Annotated in this window: 17 protein-coding genes and 2 pseudogenes; 9 read left to right on the top strand and 10 right to left on the bottom strand. The window is 64.9% G+C overall.

Features of this window, described 5'->3' with window-relative positions:
- Positions 1-3: 3 nt before the first annotated feature.
- From NS1_RS00670 to NS1_RS00645, 6 genes are all read right to left on the bottom strand, one after another.
- Positions 4-1,041 (bottom strand): MlaD family protein, encoded by a 1,038-nt coding sequence (locus NS1_RS00670; protein ID WP_062980577.1) that lies wholly within the window; start codon positions 1,039-1,041, stop codon positions 4-6.
- Positions 1,038-2,303: an MlaD family protein gene (locus tag NS1_RS00665; RefSeq protein WP_062980575.1), complete on the bottom strand. Its 1,266-nt coding sequence runs from the start codon at positions 2,301-2,303 to the stop codon at positions 1,038-1,040. The genes NS1_RS00670 and NS1_RS00665 overlap by 4 nt, the downstream gene beginning before the upstream one ends.
- A complete protein-coding gene (locus NS1_RS00660) occupies positions 2,304-3,158 on the bottom strand; it encodes an ABC transporter permease (protein WP_062980574.1) in 855 nt (284 codons plus the stop codon).
- Entirely contained in the window at positions 3,158-3,988 is an 831-nt protein-coding gene (locus tag NS1_RS00655; protein WP_062980572.1) for an MlaE family ABC transporter permease, read from the bottom strand. Before NS1_RS00655 ends, NS1_RS00660 begins: the two co-directional genes overlap by 1 nt.
- Before the next feature lie 2 nt (positions 3,989-3,990).
- On the bottom strand, positions 3,991-4,485 hold the full coding sequence (locus NS1_RS00650; protein WP_056815092.1) for a hypothetical protein: 495 nt from the start codon (positions 4,483-4,485) through the stop codon (positions 3,991-3,993).
- Positions 4,486-4,786: 301 nt separating this feature from the next.
- A complete protein-coding gene (locus tag NS1_RS00645; protein ID WP_235569261.1) occupies positions 4,787-5,440 on the bottom strand; it encodes a TetR/AcrR family transcriptional regulator in 654 nt (217 codons plus the stop codon).
- Positions 5,441-5,527: 87 nt separating this feature from the next.
- Between NS1_RS00645 and NS1_RS41415 the strand changes: the two are divergent.
- The 3 genes and pseudogenes from NS1_RS41415 to NS1_RS00640 all read left to right on the top strand — a co-directional run.
- A pseudogene (locus NS1_RS41415) lies at positions 5,528-5,737 on the top strand (hypothetical protein); the annotation flags it as partial.
- A gap of 183 nt (positions 5,738-5,920) precedes the next feature.
- Positions 5,921-6,121 (top strand): hypothetical protein, encoded by a 201-nt coding sequence (locus tag NS1_RS41410; protein ID WP_169812730.1) that lies wholly within the window; start codon positions 5,921-5,923, stop codon positions 6,119-6,121.
- 45 nt (positions 6,122-6,166) lie between these two features.
- On the top strand, positions 6,167-6,964 hold the full coding sequence (locus tag NS1_RS00640) for a SigB/SigF/SigG family RNA polymerase sigma factor (RefSeq protein ID WP_056809258.1): 798 nt from the start codon (positions 6,167-6,169) through the stop codon (positions 6,962-6,964).
- Positions 6,965-7,038: 74 nt separating this feature from the next.
- Here the strand turns inward: NS1_RS00640 and NS1_RS00635 are convergent, their stop codons facing one another.
- Positions 7,039-8,679, bottom strand: coding sequence for a CocE/NonD family hydrolase (locus NS1_RS00635; protein WP_062980570.1), 1,641 nt, complete (start codon positions 8,677-8,679; stop codon positions 7,039-7,041).
- Positions 8,680-8,968: 289 nt separating this feature from the next.
- On the opposite strand from NS1_RS00635, the gene NS1_RS00630 reads away from it, so the two are divergent.
- The gene (locus NS1_RS00630) at positions 8,969-11,200 is read left to right on the top strand and encodes a sensor histidine kinase (RefSeq protein WP_255284398.1); all 2,232 of its coding nucleotides are present in this window, start codon (positions 8,969-8,971) and stop codon (positions 11,198-11,200) included.
- A gap of 67 nt (positions 11,201-11,267) precedes the next feature.
- Here the strand turns inward: NS1_RS00630 and NS1_RS00625 are convergent, their stop codons facing one another.
- Positions 11,268-12,419, bottom strand: coding sequence for a PucR family transcriptional regulator (locus NS1_RS00625; protein WP_157125049.1), 1,152 nt, complete (start codon positions 12,417-12,419; stop codon positions 11,268-11,270).
- Between the two features lie 169 nt (positions 12,420-12,588).
- On the opposite strand from NS1_RS00625, the gene NS1_RS00620 reads away from it, so the two are divergent.
- Positions 12,589-13,809, top strand: coding sequence for a PucR family transcriptional regulator (locus NS1_RS00620; RefSeq protein WP_062980563.1), 1,221 nt, complete (start codon positions 12,589-12,591; stop codon positions 13,807-13,809).
- Between the two features lie 158 nt (positions 13,810-13,967).
- Here the strand turns inward: NS1_RS00620 and NS1_RS00615 are convergent, their stop codons facing one another.
- On the bottom strand, positions 13,968-14,702 hold the full coding sequence (locus NS1_RS00615; RefSeq protein ID WP_084503397.1) for a TetR/AcrR family transcriptional regulator: 735 nt from the start codon (positions 14,700-14,702) through the stop codon (positions 13,968-13,970).
- A gap of 247 nt (positions 14,703-14,949) precedes the next feature.
- On the opposite strand from NS1_RS00615, the gene mbp1 reads away from it, so the two are divergent.
- Positions 14,950-15,192 carry a microaggregate-binding protein 1 gene (mbp1, locus tag NS1_RS00610; RefSeq protein ID WP_062980561.1) on the top strand — a complete coding sequence of 81 codons (243 nt, stop codon included), beginning with the start codon at positions 14,950-14,952 and terminating at the stop codon, positions 15,190-15,192.
- 98 nt (positions 15,193-15,290) lie between these two features.
- Positions 15,291-15,731, top strand: a complete 441-nt coding sequence (locus NS1_RS00605) for a hypothetical protein (RefSeq protein ID WP_157125048.1) — start codon at positions 15,291-15,293, stop codon at positions 15,729-15,731.
- Between the two features lie 50 nt (positions 15,732-15,781).
- Here the strand turns inward: NS1_RS00605 and NS1_RS00600 are convergent, their stop codons facing one another.
- Positions 15,782-16,021, bottom strand: coding sequence for a hypothetical protein (locus tag NS1_RS00600; RefSeq protein ID WP_157125047.1), 240 nt, complete (start codon positions 16,019-16,021; stop codon positions 15,782-15,784).
- Positions 16,022-16,206: 185 nt separating this feature from the next.
- Between NS1_RS00600 and NS1_RS00595 the strand changes: the two genes are divergently transcribed.
- Together NS1_RS00595 and NS1_RS00590 are read left to right on the top strand one after the other, a co-directional pair.
- On the top strand, positions 16,207-16,443 hold the full coding sequence (locus NS1_RS00595; RefSeq protein WP_056809267.1) for a DUF2798 domain-containing protein: 237 nt from the start codon (positions 16,207-16,209) through the stop codon (positions 16,441-16,443).
- Positions 16,444-16,520: 77 nt separating this feature from the next.
- Positions 16,521-16,762 (top strand): annotated as a pseudogene (locus NS1_RS00590) (GNAT family N-acetyltransferase); the annotation flags it as partial.

Below are 16,762 nucleotides of genomic sequence, written 5' to 3'. Positions count from 1 at the left end.
GCCTCACCTGCAGATCGGTGATTGTCGGATGGTGCCGGTCGGCGAGGCCAGCGCGACGATGGTCGGCACGAGGGTGGCGAGCGCGGGCAGGAAAGTCACACCCATGTTGCACAGGTAGGTGTTGAGGTAGGACCCTTCCTGGCTCGCCCTGGCCAGCCCCTTCAGCAGGGCGGGCAGGTTGAAACCCAGGTAGGCGAAACTGTCCTTGTTCTGCTCGAAGTGCTTGGTGAATCCCGGTTCGCGCGTGAGGAATTCGTTCAGCTGTGGCCGCACGTCGTCGACGACGGTAGCGAGGCGACCGGTCACCGACGCGACTGTCGTCAGCGACCCAAGCAGCTCGTCGCGGTGGCGCGAGAGCCCGTCGATGATCGACCGTGATTGCGTGAGCAGGGTGCTCACCTGGCCGCTGTGCGCAGCCAGATCTCCCACCACCTGGCTCAGGTTCGTGATCACCGCGCCCAGCACCTGATCCGGCCCCGCGACGGACTCGGCGAGGGTGGAGATCTGCGCGATCAGCAGGACCAGCGAGGTGTTGTCGCCCTGGAGCGCGGTGATCAGCGCACCGGTCACATTGTCGACCTGCTGCGGGTCCAGTCCGCCGAACAGTGGCTCGAACCCGTTGAGCAGCACCGAGATATCGAACGAGGGTTCGGTGTGCGCGAGCGGGATCTTCCCACCGGGCGACAACTCCTGTGGCTCGCCGAAGTCGGCCAGCGCCAGGCCGAGGTAACGCTGGCCGATGACGTTCTGATAGGTGATCGAGGCCTTCGTATTGCCGAAGACCTTCTGTTGTTCCTCTACTCGGAACCGCACCTCGGCGCGGTTGCCGACCAGCGCGATCCCGTCGACGCGGCCCACCCGCACTCCGGCCATCCGCACGTCGTCACCGACCCGCAGGCCGGTGACATCGCTGAAGACCGCGGAATACGTTCTCGCAGTGCCGTCTACGCCCCGGTGCAGCGTGACAAAGGTGACCCAGATCAGTCCGAGGGACACGATCAAGAACAGGCTCAGCCCGATCAGTGAACGACGAAAGCTCATCGGCCGCCCCCGAACGGCAGTGGAGCGTCGGAGAGCAGTTGGGCCAGTACCGATTCCGCGGCATTGGCCTCCCCGCCCAGAATCCGGCGGATCAGATCCTGCATCTCCGGACTCAGCTGGGGCACCGGATACGACCGCGGATTCATGCTGGGCGACAACTCCTGTTCGGGGATCGCAGTCGGCGCGGTGGCGCAACTCGGCGCGGCCAACTCGCCGTATCGAGGACAGTCCGCGCGGGTGTAGGCGGTGTGTGGGCTCAATCGGAACTGGAATTTCCCGGTGCCCATCTGGGTGTCGGAGTTCCAGAACTCGGCGAACCAGAGATCCGAGATCGTCTTGATCCGGACCACGATCGGCGCGAAGCCGGCGGCCCCCTCGCCCACCACATCGAGTACCGGGACAAGATCATTCGTCACGGTGACGATCTGATCGGTATGTCGGGTCAGGCCGCCGCCCACCGCGGACAGGGTGTTGTTGCCCGCCGAGAGCAGGTTCAGAAGTTCACCCTCGCGTTCGGCGGCCGTGCGTAGCGGAAGCACGGCGGAGTGCAGGGCATCGAGCAGATCAGGGGCCGCCGCGTTCAGGCCGTGCACCGCCTCGGCCATCGCGCCGAGGGTCGACGGACCACCGTCAGGCGTGAGGAGCGCGTCGAATTCCCTGGTGATCCGGTCGAGTTGGCCACCGGCGCGCACGATGTCGCCGCCCCGCCGATCGGTGGCCTGCGCCACCGCGGCGAGCATGCCGACGGTACTGTCGGATCCGACCCGCCCGGTGGCGGCGATGATCTCGCGCAGCTTGGTCAGTGCGGTCTGGAGTTGGACGGTCGCGAGGCTGCGGTCCTGGGCGATCTCGGTATCGGCGGTCAGCGCGGGGCCGGGCCCGTTGTCCACCAACTGGATCGAGGACACCGCGAAGACATTGCTCGGCACCACCCGCGCGGTGACCGTGCTCGGCACGCTCGACGCGTAGGCCGGGTCGAGCAGCAACTCGACCCGATTCGGACCGCCGTCGGTGGCGAGCGTCACCGCAGCCACGGTGCCGATCAGCAGACCACGGAACTTCACGTCGGATCGGTCGGGTAGGCCGTCACCGAGCTGATCCAGCATGGCGACCACTTCCACCTTGGCGTCGAAGCGGCCCGTCGACTTCATCAACAGCGCCGTGACCACAGCCACCGCGAGCGCGATGAGCAGCACGCCACGCAGCAGCAGCGAGAAGGCGCCTGGACCGCGCCCGTCCTTCTCGAACAGAGTCGCCGACATCTACCCTCCCAGCCGTGCGCTGGAACCGATGCCCCACAGACCCACGGTCAACAACAGATTGACGAGGATCATCACCGAGATCGACGCGCGCATCGCCCGGCCCGCCGCCGTGCCGACGCCCTGGGGGCCGCCTGCGGCGTAGAAGCCGTAGTAGCACTGGATCGTCGAGGTGAGGATCACGAACAGAATCGCCTTGATCAGCGAGTACACGATGTCGGGGCCGTTGAGCACCAACTGGAAGTAGTGCTGATAGGTGCCCGCCGACAGACCGCCGGACAGGCCGACCACCACTTCGACCGCCAGATAATTGGCGGCCAGGCACACCAGATACAAGGGAAACATCGCGACCACCGACGCCAGAATCCTGGTGCTGACCAGATAGGGAATGGCGCGAATGGCCATCGCTTCCATCGCCTCGATCTCCTCCGCGATCCCCATCGCCCCGAGTTGCGCGGTGAACCGGCAGCCCGCCTGGGCGGCGAAGGCCAGCGAGGCCATGATGGGCGCCAATTCCCTGGTCGACGCAGTCGACGCGATCAGCCCGACGGTGGGTTCCATGCCGAGCAGGTGCAGCGCGTTGTAGCCCTCCAGGCCCACGATCGCGCCGCCCGCCGCGCCGAGCACGATGATGACGCCCGCGGTACCGCCGCCGACGACGATCGAACCGTTGCCCCAGGTGATGTCGGACAGGATGCGCAGAAATTCCTTGCGGTAGTGCCGTAGCATCACCGGGATCGAGAACAGGGCCCGAAACAGGAACGTCCCCATGTGGCCGACGCGCATGGCCCCGGATCCCAGCCGGACCGCGACTCGGTAGATCGGCCTGACCCCCGGCGGATAGTACTGCGCGGCCATTACAACCCCTGCCGTGGCAACAAGATCATGTACAGCTGGGTGAAGGCGACGTTCACGATCATCAGCAGCAGGATCGAGGAGACCACTGTCGAGTTGACCGAATTCGCCACGCCCGCTGGTCCGCCTTTGGTCGTCAGCCCTTTCTCACAGGCGACCACGGCGACGATCGCTCCGTAGACAACGGCTTTGATCATGGTCAGCACCAAATCGTCCACGGTCGCGAAAGAGGAAAAGGTCGCGACGAAACTTCCCGGTGCCCCGCCCTGGACGAAGACATTGAACAGGTAGCCCGCGAGAAAGCCGACGAAGCAGACGATTCCCGTCAGCGATACCCCGATCAGCACTCCGGCCGCCAGCCGGGGCACGACCAGACGGCGGATCACCGAAACGCCCATGATCTCCATGGCATCCAATTCTTCGCGGATCTTGCGCGAGCCGAGATCCGCGCAGATCGCCGAGCCGACTGCCGAGGCCATCAGCAGCGCCGCGACCATCGGCGCCCCCTGCCGGATCACCGCGAGCCCGCTCGCCGCGCCGGCGAGCGAGGTGGCGCCGACCTGTCCGGCCAGCAACCCGAACTGGATGGACAGCGTCACCCCGATGGGCAAGGCGACAAAGATCGTCGGCAGGGCCGCTGACGATGCCATGAACGCGGCCTGTCGGACGAACTCCTGGAACGCGAATCGGCCGGTGACCACATCGATGGCAAGAAACCGCAACGCACGCATACCCAGGACGAATTGGCCGCCGACCGTTTCCAAGGCGGCAATCGGGTGCCGGCGGAGATAGCCGCGCACCCAGTCGGCGATCTCACGCTCGGCCGTTGCCATAGTCAACTCGTGGGAACCAATCCAGCAGTGGCCCGTGGCGCGCTGACGCGGAACACTTCGGTGGGGCCGACTTCTTCGGCGGGGAATCCCGCCGTTGCCAAGGCGCATGCTTTGAAAGCGCGCGCAGCGCGGCTCACTCGATGGTGTGTGATTCTCACCCGATCCTCGAGTTCGGCCGGAAGAGCACCGCCCCACAGCGACAGCTCGGCCGAACGGTGGTCGAGACAGTCCAGAATTCCGTCGCGAACACGACAGTCCTCGAACATCTGGGTGGGTACCGCCACAGCGTGCGGCCACGTGTCGTGTTTCGGTGCGGCCAGCGACTGTTCGATATCGAGGACTGTCGCACCCAGGATCTGCAACGGGCGGTCGTCGGAGTGGTCGTCGACCAATACGGTGACCTCCCACCCGGCGGTCGTCCGATCGAAGAGCCAGCCCCCGGCGTAGCGAACGACTTCCAGGGCATTCGGCGCGACGATGGCCAGGCGATATCGCAAGGGATGTCGGCGGGCGTGGGCTCTCCAGTGCGCGGAATCGACGAATTGTGCGGCCATGGGCTTCCCATCCAAACTTCGAATCTGAAGATCTCGACAGGTACGCCCCCGCGCCCGAAATGCGACCGCTCGGAGCCCCTGCCGACCACACGGTAATCCGGTTACTCCCGATGTGACAGCAGTCTCACCCAACTAACTTGTGATCTACATCACAGCGATTGTGCATTGACGTTCGGTGCCTGAATTCGCTCAACCGCAGGTCAGTAGGGTTATTCGCGCGGGCATCCGAGATACCAGCTGGTATCTAGCGGTCCGGTCCGTAGGGACCGGCCAGCGACGGATACACCGGGAACGGCGAGCCTGCCGTGCCGTCGGTCGCGCGGACGCTCTCCGGCGGAGCCACGCTATTGCTCGTCAAGCGGTCGATCGCTCGTTCGAGCGTGGGCAGGATCTCGGTCACATCGAGTTCCTTGTCGACGAATCGCCCGGTCAACGCGTAGATCATGTTCGTGACGATCAGGCCGATGTCCTCGACGTAAGCGGCGTCGTAGCCCTCGAACAACATCGCGGCGACCGGCAGCACGGCGCTGACGCCCTGGGCGTCCAATTGACGGCCACCGATACCCCGGCGCGCGCGGTGGTAGGCCTCGAGCATCCTGGGATTGCGTTCCCATGGCTCGAAGACGTGTCGGATGACGCGGACCAACCCGTCGCGCAGCGATTCGCCCGCGACAGGCAGCTCCAGCTCGGCGTAACTGTTGATCGCCATCCAGCGGGTGACAGCGGCGACGATCAGCTCGTCACGGGTGGCGAACTTCTTGTACACCGTCGCGAGCGAAACCTGGGCCCGACGAGCAACCTCCTTGAGCTGCAGCTCGTCGTACCCGTCCGACATCAACATCTCCATCACGACGTCGATGATCCGGACCGAGGAATCCGTTTCCGGTGACCGTTTCACCACCTAAAGGTATCGCCGCTGGTCGATCGTCCTGCTCCCGCTCCCTGGCTGATCGACGCGACGCCGCGGATCTGGCCGTATTCGTCGATGAACCGGGCCACGCCGATCTCGACGGCACCACCGCCGCCAGCAACCCGCCAGCTCGACCGGACCGTCGACATTCCGAGTTGGTCCGACCGAGAGCAGCGCCTGCAGACGAGTTCATCAACTTCGCCAGGAGCCGCCCGTTCGAACGGCGCACAGCTCGCGGAACCGGGACGCCCACTCGACGCGGGCGCGGTCCGCGTCGCGATCGACAGCACGTTCGCGCTCGCCGATGCCCGAGCCGCGCACGAACGCTCCGGGCAGGCTGGGGCGAGACATGAACTGACGCCTTCCCATTGGACGGGTGTTTCAATCCCGAAGTCCGAAACTGTCGCCGTCTCAACATCATCGACATATTCCGGTTTATTCGCCTCCACGGCGGTCAACCCTGAGCTCATGACCAACTCACGTCATCGGGCACCGAGTACGCCGAGCATGGACCCGACCGGCACAGCCATCGTGTTGGCGACCTGCGTGTTCCTTCTGTCGGGCCTGGCCGCCTCGACCCAGTCGCCGACCGTCGCCTCCTCGGGCGCCGCCGGCCTGGGCGCCGCGATGACGATGTCCTCCAAAATGCCGGGCCTTCACAGCCTTTAGTCACCTCCCCCCGTTGAGCATTACGAACATCAGGAGCTGATCCGCATGTCCACCACCGCCACCCGCCCCACCTACGAACACGCCGAACCCTTGTTCGTACACCTGGCGCTGACCGACCCGCGCAGCCCCGAACACGACGCTCTGCGTGAGGAGATCATCGAGATCTGCCTCCCGCTCGCCGAGCACATCGCTCGCAAATACACCGGCCGCGGTGAAGTGTTCGACGATCTGCTCCAGACCGCGCGGCTCGGCGTGGTCATGGCTGTCGACCGCTACGACGTGACCAGCGGATCACCGTTCCTGGGTTTCGCGGTCCCCACCGCCATGGGTGAAGTGCGTAGACACTTCCGCGACCACATCTGGCCGTTGCACGTTCCGCGTCGCGAGAAAGAACTACAGGGCAAAGTCCGGGCAGCGACCGAAGAGTTGACCCGTCGACTCCATCGCTCCCCCACCGCCCAAGAGCTCGCGACCGAACTCGATGTTCCGGTCACCGATGTCGCCCGCACTCTGGTGGCGGCCAACGCCTTCCAGACGCGAAGCCTCGACACCCCAGCCCGTGACACCGACGGCGATCCCAGCATGACTATCGCCGACACTTTCGGCGACGAAGACCCTCGCTACCAACTGACCGAAGACACGATCACCGTCGCACCCCTGCTGGCACAGTTGTCGCCGGAAGACCGCCAGCTACTGATCTGGCGGTTCTACGACACACTCACCCAAGGCGAGATCGCCGAACGCCTCGGCGTCTCCCAGATGAGCGTGTCTCGCAAACTCACCAGACTGCTCAGGGATCTGCGTGCCCAGACCACCGACGACCAACTCGTGCTCGCGGGCTGAACTCCTCCTTGGCCCTTCGGGGCGACTGATTGCCCGAGACCGCGCTGTCCTGGGGCAATCAGTCGCCGAAGCTATCAGTCGGCTATCGGGATATCGATAGCCGCGGCACCGTGGAAGGCGGACAGTGTCACCACGGTGCCGGGTTCGGTTTCGCCGGCGTACAAGGGGTCCTCGGTGGCGAGGATGACGGCAAGCCGGTGGTCGGCGGGAACCCGATAGTCCGTGGCCTGCAAGCGCAGTTCGACCGCGGTGGGATGTTCCGGTACGACGTTGCTCACGGTGGTCGCGGCATGGGTGATGATCTTCAGGTTGCCGGTGACCACGTCAAGGTCGAAGAGATAGGCGACGACGGTGGCGGCCTTGGTGGTGGGAGTCACCGTCAAACGAATTCGCGGGATGCCCGCGATGTGGTGCGGCGACGGGAGCGGGGCGCTCGTCCACACCGCCCCGGCGGATCGGTCGACCTCGGCGAGCTTGTGACGCACGGGCACGAGCAGCCGTTCACGGAAGCCATCCATGACCAGTTGATTCACGGCGCGGATATTCGGGTCACCGGAACGGACACTCCGACTGAAGTCAGAGGGCGGGTCGAGCACCAGCGCACCATCGCCGGATCCGCTCGCAGGTGCGGCGAGGTGGTAGGTGCGGATCGGGTTGGACGACCAATCTTCCACACCGACCGAGGAGGAGACGGTGAAGCTGTGCATAGTCTCGGTGTGCACGACACCGTCGTCATCGATGCCGTTGTCGACACCGTTGAGGAAGTGGTCGAGCCAGTCGTATGCGGCCTCGGTGGTGCGGGTGTACACGCCGAGCAGCAAGCCCGGGATCTCCACTGCCCCATGATCTCCGATGGCCAGATCCAGGCGCTTGGGGCCGGGGAACTCGGCGAAGTAGCTCAGCAGCTGGTTCTGGGGAAAAATGGTCTCGTGCCAGTAGCTGGTGAAGAAGGTCGGCACGGGGCGGCGCTCATCCGGAATGTGGGCGGGTGACCGCCGTCGCGCGTAGTCCAGCACACCGTCGATATTGGTGTTCGTCCGGAAGTCCTCGAGTACCTTCACCAGTTCGGCGCTGGGATTCTCGCTGATCGCGGCCAGCGCTTCGGCCGCGAGGATGTGTCGGGTCCGGTTGTCGTACAACGCTTCGCCGAGATCGGCCCATGTACTCAGGGCGACAACCGCTTTCACGCGCGGATCGGACTGGGCGACCAACTGGCCGATACCCGAGCCGTAGGAGATGCCCGCCAGGCCGATACGCTCCGGATCTACCTGGATTTCCGGGTGCTCGAGCGCCCAATCGATGACCAGCGAGCCGTCTGCGACGTCTTCGGGACCGGCCACCGTCAGCTCACCACCGGAACCGGGCAAGCCTCGCTCGGTATAGGCAACGACGGCGTAGCCGCGCATGAGCAGCCTGATCAGCGCCCCGGAGTACATTTTCCAGCCCGCCGGGTCCAAACCGGCGGGAAGCACGACAAGCGCATGGGGGCCACCGCTGGTCGGCCAGGCGGCCATCCCGTCGAGCAGATCGCCGTCGTAGCCGGGAATCAGGACCTGAGCGAACCGGCACCGCCCACGGACGGCGGCGATGTCATCGACCAAGTAATCGGGGACACCGGCCGCGTTCCCGGTGAGCAGATCGGAAACGACGGCCGACGCGGCGGCTTCCTGATCGGGGGCGAGCAGACGCAGGCGGTTCGGGCGAGCTTCTGGCATGGCGATCTCCTGTCGAATTGGTGTATTTCACGGCAGCAGAACAGTTTCGCGACAAGCAAGGGAGCCACTGCGGGATCAGATCCGAGCCCCCCGCTCGCCAGTTATGCTACATCGACATCAATCATCTGTGTGTTGTGTTGCGACAGTTGGTATCCGGATCTCCCACTCCGCGCTCGTTGACTGATCATGTTCTGCCCCAACGCTTCACAACGTCGATCGGTCCAGCGCTGCTCCGTCCCGCGCGAGCCGGTACTCGAGGTAGCCGAGGCCACTGCGCGAATTGGCCGAAGTGACCATGTCGTTCCGTGGCGGTTTGGACGAAACGTCCTATCGGCCCAGGTCGGCTGGAGGTAAGACTGCGCGAGGATTATCGGCACTCGTTCCGGATTCACACGCCGGCGATCGGATATTGATGGTGATTACTAGAAGGACCCTCCGAGGTCTGCTCGCATGGCGGCCCGAAAACACGGCCGTGACAGGCAAATTCGGCGTTCGCGCCAGTTTGATCGCGATCGTTCTGGTGCCCAGCCTCGCGCTGCTCGCGGTGGGGGTCGGCGCGGCGGCGTATCTGGTCGCGGCGGGGCGAGATGCCCGGCAATGGGCCGAATTGGCCTCCGGCACCACCGGTCCCGCGGTGCAGATGGTGCAAGCATTCCAGGAGGAGCGGCGCTTGTCGGTGCTGCACATCGCTGGGGAACCCACTGGCGGAGGATCGCTGATCGCGGCCCGTCAGCGGTCCAACGGCACGCTCGGGGAGGTCAAGTCAAAAGGTCAGGAAGCCAGCCGCATGCGGGCGGACTTCGCTACCGATATCGCCGGTTACGACAAGCTGTACGCCTTGTTGCCGGATCTACGCGCACAGATCGACTCCCGCAAACTGCCGGTCGAGGCGGTGGTCGCGACGTTCGGGTCGATAGTGGACGTCATCGTGGCCGCATCGGTGTTGGCCGCGCGTGCCGCACCGTCGTCGGATGTGTCCATCGAGCTGTTCAAAGGCGTCGCGGTACTGCGAGCCTCGGAGGCTCTGTCGCGGGCCAATGCTCTTGCGACCGTGGCCGACACCATGACCGGAGAGCAGTTCATCGAGTTCGCCGCCGAGGTGGGAGAGCAGCGTTCGGAAGCGGCGTTCGCCACCGCGATATTGCAAGATCAACAGCTCGGCGAGCTGCAGGCGATCATCGCCGGACCCTCCTGGGGTCTATTGACCCGGCACCAGCAGGAAACGCTGCTCGCCGGACCGGCGGAGTCCGCTCCCGGCGGCAGGTCCGGCGCGCGCTCCACCGCGGCGACGGTCCGCGTTGAAGTGCAGGCCGCGGCGGTTCAGGTGGGATCCGAACTGGCGGTGTTGTGGGAAGCCCAATCCCGCCGAGCACAGGCGATCGCGGTGCACGACGCGGACCGAACGGCGCGAGATTCGTTGCTCGGCGGGCTGGCGGTTCTCGCCGCCGCGGTCCTCGGCTTTCTTGCCGTGGTACTGGTGGCCAACCGGCTCATCGGCCGTATGCGTCAGTTGCGTGTGCAGACCTTGGCATTGTCGGACGAGCATCTTCCCGAGGCGATGCGGCGGCTCGAAGCCGGTGAAAAGCTCGACATGGACGCTGAGCTACATCGACTGCAGTTCGGGACCGACGAAATCGGGCAGGTGGCAGACGCTTTCAACCGGGCGCACAGTGCGGCGGTGACCGCCGCGGTCGCCGAGGCGAAGTTGCGTACGGGCGTCAATACCGTGTTCGTCAATATGGCACAGCGCAGCCAGAGCATCGTGCAAAAACAGTTGGAATTGCTCGATCCGGCCGAGCAGAGTGAGCAGGATCCCGCCCGGCTCGATTTGCTGTTCAGACTCGACCACCTCGCCACCCGTGCGCGGCGCAACGCGGAGAACCTCATCATCCTCGGCGGCGGGCAGCCGGGACGTCGGTGGCGAAACCCGGTGCCGCTCAACGACATAGCGCGCGGTTCTGTCGCGGAGAGCTTGGACTACCGGCGGATCACGGTGCATCGCTTGCCGCAGGTCTATGTCGTGGGTGCGGTGGTGGCGGACCTCATCCACGTGCTGGCCGAACTGATGGACAACGCTACCGCGTTCTCGCGTCGCCAAACCGAGGTGGAGGTCACGGGTCGAATCGTCGGCAACGGCGCGGTGCTCGAGATCATCGATCAGGGTTCAGGAATGACCGGCGACGAGCTGACCGCGCGCAATGCTCTCTTGGCCGAGCCCGCGAGTTTCAGCCTCGAGACGCTCGCTGAGAACGGTCGCCTCGGGCTGTTCGTCATCGCCTCGCTTGCCGCGCGGCATCAGATCTCTGTGCAGTTGAAGGAATCGGCCTACGGTGGCGTCCACGCCCTGGTGTTGATTCCGTCGAGATATCTCACGAACGAGCAGGCCGACGCAGATAGATCGGCTCGGCACGCTATGGCGCCGCTCCCCGCGGCGCCTTCGATCCCGGTCGCGACCTTCGGTCTGAACGGCCCACCGAACTCGGCCCACCCACCGTTCGGTGACACCCGCAACGGGCATTAGTGCTGCGCGCTGTCGAACTGATGTGGCGGCCCCCGGAGGGCCGCCACATTCGACATCGGTCCGATCCTCAGCTGGTGGCCCGTCGATGTTTGATCGCCCACCAGACCCGAGCGGCCGTCACCGGAGAACGCAGGTCGGCGTCGGCGAGCTCCTCGAAACGGCTGATCCGATAGCGAATCGTATTGGGATGGACCACGAGCATCTCCGCGGTGGTCTCGATGTGCATGCCGGTGTCCAGATGGCGTTCGACCGTGTCGATGATGGTGCGTGCCGCCGAACCCGCACCCACCGGCGCCAAATAGTGTTTGACCATTTCAGAGCCTATGTCGGCGTCGCCGACTACGGCAGCCAGTAGCCCGACCCTGGTCAACTCGGTCGGTCCTTGTAGATCGAAGACGTCCGCGGTCAGCAGGAGTCTGCTCGCCAGGCGGAACGAGCGTCCGAGATCTTCCAGTCGGCACGCGGGCCCGAGCCCGAGCGGGGCCTCGGTGCGCAGCGTCGCGGGCGCGGAAGTGAACCCGGCGATGTCATCGTCGATCGTGGTGGTGAAGACAACCTTGAATCCGTCCGACCGCAAGAGCTGCAGTAGCTCGGCGTCGGTATCACGCGATTCCGAACGAGTGCGGAACGCCTGATAGCTTCCATCGATGTCGAGGCCGTACTGGTGGGCTTGGACACGGATTCCGGCAGGGCCGAGGGTGCCGTGCAGTACCCGCCGCACGAACTCGGCCCGTACCTGGTGATCCAGACGCGCGATCTCGAGTTCCACTTCGCGATGGCCCTGGCCGTAGACGAGTGCGGCCTGATCGACCAGATCCAGCATCGCGTGGCTCAGTTCCAGCAAGACGCCATCGGACACCTGATGCGCTCGGCCGTCAGCTACCAACGCGGCACGAAAACTGCGCAGAGCGATTCTCCAGCCGTGTTGCACATCGACCAGCGAGATACCCTGCTGAGCGCGAGCTTCCCCATATTCACGCAGTTCGCGGCAGTCGTCGCCGTTCAGGTCACGTTCCTCGGACAGCGCCGCAAGCATCCGCTCGATGAGACCAGCCGCATGCGTTGTCACGGCGGCGTGGCCCAACGCCGCGTAGGAAGGCATCTGGGCTCTGGCCTCGCTGACGATCTCGCCCGTCACATCGGGGATGCGGTCCCTGATGCGGGAGACGACGTGGTGGCGAGCGGAAATCAGCGCCGGGAACGCTGGAATATCGGTCATGAACGACAGGCCTTCGATCTCCGTTTTGGAGTTGATCACAAATCGTGGGCAGCAGATTCGACATGAGGTCCATGGCGTCGCGATGCTGCCCGTCACTAGGGTTCAGTAACCTACCGCACCGGCTCCGGCGAGGGCGGTGTCCACTGCCTGGCTCACCCTCGGGGGGGAAATGACGACGTTGACCGTCGGGTCCGAGGCCGAAGCCTGGCTTCATCGTCTGGTGCCCGATCTCCTCGACAGCAACCAACTCGAGTCGATCGTCAGCTACACCGATACCCAGATCCTGCGGGACGTGCCAGAGATCGACACCTACGTTCTGCGTAACAATCTGCACGCCAGTTCCGCGGCGTTGGGGCGAGTCATGCTGCCCTCGCTGATCACCGGCGTCACGCCCAGTGAGCTGCCGGACGAGGCGCACGTGCTGGCGGAGTCCATCGCCTACGGCGGTCTGGATCTGAAGGTGTTGTTGCGGATCTATCGTTCCGGGCAGCAGGCGATGATCCGGACGCTGTCCGAGCAGATCGAGCTCTCGGTATCGGAGGTGGGTGAAACGCGCGAGCTGGTGATGCACTCGGCCGCCTGTGTCGCGGACTGGTCCGGTACGGCAATCGAGATACTCAGTGGCACTTTCGCTTTCGATCAGGACCCCGACCCGGCGGGCCGCTTCTCCCGTCGACGTGAGACGGTGCGCTCGATCATCGCCGGTTTACCGGTCGATCCGGCGACCGCGCAGATGCGGTTGGGCTACGTGCTCGATGACTCTCATCTGGCATTCGTGCTGCGCCTCGAGGACAACGCCAGTGGTGGCCTACCCGACCTCGAGCGGGCCGCGCAGCGCATCGTCGCGCATCTGGAAGCTCGCGGAAGTTTCACCTTGGCGTGCGGCCATCGAACCCTGTGGGGCTGGGCGCGTACTCATCGCTCGCCCACCGCCGAGCTCTCCGCCTGCTTGGCGGCGGGTGGCTCGATCCATGCGGCCTTCGGGCTGCCCGCGCACGGGGTGGCCGGATTTCGGCGTAGCCATCTGGAATCGCTTGCCACACAGAAGATGTCACACAGGATCGCGCGGCCCGGCCGACTCGTGCTCTACGACTCGATCGAGCTGGAGCATCTGGTCAGCCAGGACCAGGAGGCGATGGACTCGTTCGTCGAGCGAGAGCTCAACGGACTTCTGGGAGCGGACGCGAACGCTGTGCGACTGCGCAAGACCTTGACCTGCTATCTGGACTCGATGTGCAGTGTCGAGGCGACCGCGCGTGAGCTGGGCGTGCATCGAAACACTGTGCGATACCGACTCGAACGTATCGAGCAGCTGCTCGGGCATCAGGTCGCGAGCCGGCGACTCAAGTTGGAGGTCGCGCTCAGATTGGCTGCGGCACTGCACAACTGACACTGTCTTTGTCGCCGCCGCGGGTTCGTGGAGTACCAGATCACCGTCCGGGTCCCGACCGGCGGCAACTGGCAGCGATATTTGCGCCTCTGCACGATCAGCCTGATCTAGTCGAGACGCTCCAGCGCTTCGCCCAAATCACCGGCATGGACCACCGCTCAGGGGCTTTGTCGAGCGCGGCGCATCGCTTCGAGTCGATCGAGCAGTGCCTCGAGAGATTCTTCGAACTCATCGGCCGCGCGATTGGCTGCCAGTTGGCGCTGCAGGCGATAGACGTGAGGGTAGTCGGCCAGATCCGACGATTCGTGCTGTCCGGGCTCAGCGGTGGCGATAGGGCTCAACTCGACCCCCATCGTCGCTACCTCGAGAAGGAGGTGCCCGAGCAGGAACGTGGCGAAAGACCGATAGACCTGGACTGCCTGACGGTCGTCGAAGCCATAGTGAAGCATCGTGTCGAGGAAGGATTCCATCCAGTTCAGGCTGCGCAGCGGCGGGCACAGCCAAGGCGCCTGCGGTGGACTCGCGGCCATCAACGGGAAGACCTCGGGATGCTCGATGGCGACGCGGCGCACACCGTGCGCGAGGCGCTGCAGGTAGCCCTGCCAGCTGCCGCCCTCATCGTCGGGCTCCATCAGGTTCTGATCGTAGAGCTGGTCGACGAGGTGATCGACCACGCCGGCCAACAGGTCGTCCCGCCCGGAAACGTACCGGTACAGGGCCATGGCCTCGACGCCGAGCCACGAGCCCAGACGGCGCATCGTGAGATGCGCCAGGCCTTCCTCGTCGATCAGCGCAATCGCTGACTCCAGGATCAAGACACGATCCAACCGCGGGGAGCGGCGAGCGCCTCCGTCCCGTGGACCGTTGTCGCGCAGCTCGGCGCCCGAGTCGATCGTGTCCTCGCTCAGGGCTGAGCTCCTGTCAAAATCTTCGGCCCTGGCTTTCCAGCACGCCGCTATAACCCCAGAATACCGGCAAGTTCCGGCTGCTTTCAATGCACCCCGTCGCGTAGTGATCGTCACAAAGGTTTACAAGATAAACCGAAATATGTTTACCTTGTAAACGACAGCCGTGGAGCTGCCGACCCCGGGTTTCGCTCGCGTCACACGGGGAAGTGCTGGGCCGATCGAAGGGAAAGTCGTGTCTGACAACGACAGCGGAGTAGAGGCCGGAGTCAAGGGCGTCGTCGAGGGCGTGAAGGGCAAGGCCAAGGAGGTCGCGGGCGCCGTGGTGGGCAACGACTCGTTGCAGCGCGAAGGCCGCGCACAGCAGGACAAGGCCGATTCTCAGCGCGAGGTCGCGGAGAAGGAAGCCGAAGCCGAGAAGGCGCGACTCGAGGCGTCGGTCAACGAAGCGCGTCAGCGCGCCGCCGAGCAGGACTGACAGTTCGCGCCAGCGGGCCCGGCCGGGGGAACCGGCCGGGCACCCTCGGCTCATCGATAGTCACGAGCCACTCGGTTCGGAAAATGAGGAGTGACGTGATGGAAAAGCCCGCGATGCTGCGGTTGGACAGCACGGCGCGAACGACGCCCGGGTGCTCCGACCGGCAATGGGCTGCGCGCGAGGCGGTGCTGAAATGGGCACACAACGAAGACCTCCTCGACAACCCGGTGCCGGTGCTAGGCGCCTTCGTCGTCGGCGCATCGGTCGGTTGGCCGGGTGAATCGCTCACCGAGGACGAGGTAGTTCGAGCGTCACTGTGGTTGACGAGAATGGGGCTGTTCAACTCCATCGATCTCGACCCGGCATTCGGTCACCGCGCAACCATCTACCGCCCTCGGATCACCGCCGAAGGAATCCGCGTCGCTCGCGGCCCCGGTGGAGTTCGCGGCGTTTCCTGGCCAGGCGTCACGATTCGCTCGCTCGGCCGGCCGACACCGCCGCCGCGCGACCTCACTCCTCCCCCGCAGCAGACCGGGTAGACGACCGCTGCCGATTCTGTCCTTCCGGATACTTGGGCAGAAGGCACGGTTCAGCAGCCGACAGCGTCAGCGACCGCATCGACGAAGTCGTCGACGTCATCACTGCCTGGACGCAGAATCCACAACTCCGAACCACCCTGCAGCGAATCGAGTTCGGCATGGACAACGTCGTTCTCGACCCACAATCTCAAGGCGACTCCGTTGAGGAAGGCGAGTTCCCTTGTGGCGGAATCGCTGTGGGCGACCCGCTCCGCGAACTGGCCTGCCAGCTGCCTGTACAGCGTCTCCATGCTGTGCAACATACGACTCCCTGCGCGGGGCTGAACGAGCACCAGGTCTTGACCATTGCGCTCGCCGTTCGCCTGTGCTTAGTATCGACATCGCGATCTCACATCGCCGTAAGCGTTCACGTCAATCAACGCTCCGGCCCACCACCCGGTGGTGCCGTTGCCTGATAGCCGTTTACGGAGCAACGATGTCTTCCTTCAAGCTTCCCGCCCGCGCCGCCGGTGTGGTTCTGCCACTGCTGCTTTCGCTGCTCATGACCTGCCTGGTCTCCCTGATCAGCACCCTCATGAGCGACGGCATGAACGCCGTGCTGTGGCTGCGTTCCTGGGCGGTGTCCTGGCCGATCGCGTTCCCCATCCTGCTGCTCGTCCTGCCGATCGTCCGCCGACTCACTGCGCTACTGGTCCGACCGGCACGTCCATGATCGCCGGGCCCGGCGATCTCTCGTGTCCGGAGTTATCCGTGTGACAAACCCGGCGATCCTCGACCATGCTCGACCGTATGCTGATTCGCACCGGTGGCTCCGCCGACGCTGCGGCCATCGCCGCTCTCCATACCGCCAGTTGGCGCATCGCCTACGCGGGCATCTTTCCTGACGAGTACCTCGACGGCCCGGTCGACGCGGATCACTCCACCCGCTGGCACACCGTGTTGTCCGAGCCGGTCACCGCGGGTGTGTTCGTCGCCGAGAAGGACTCCGCCGTCGTCGGTTTCGCCTATTTCCGTCCGACCGAAGACGGCAG

It is taken from the genome of Nocardia salmonicida NBRC 13393, from assembly GCF_001613085.1.
GTDB lineage: Bacteria > Actinomycetota > Actinomycetes > Mycobacteriales > Mycobacteriaceae > Nocardia > Nocardia salmonicida.
This window is presented reverse-complemented; position numbering and strand designations above follow the sequence as displayed.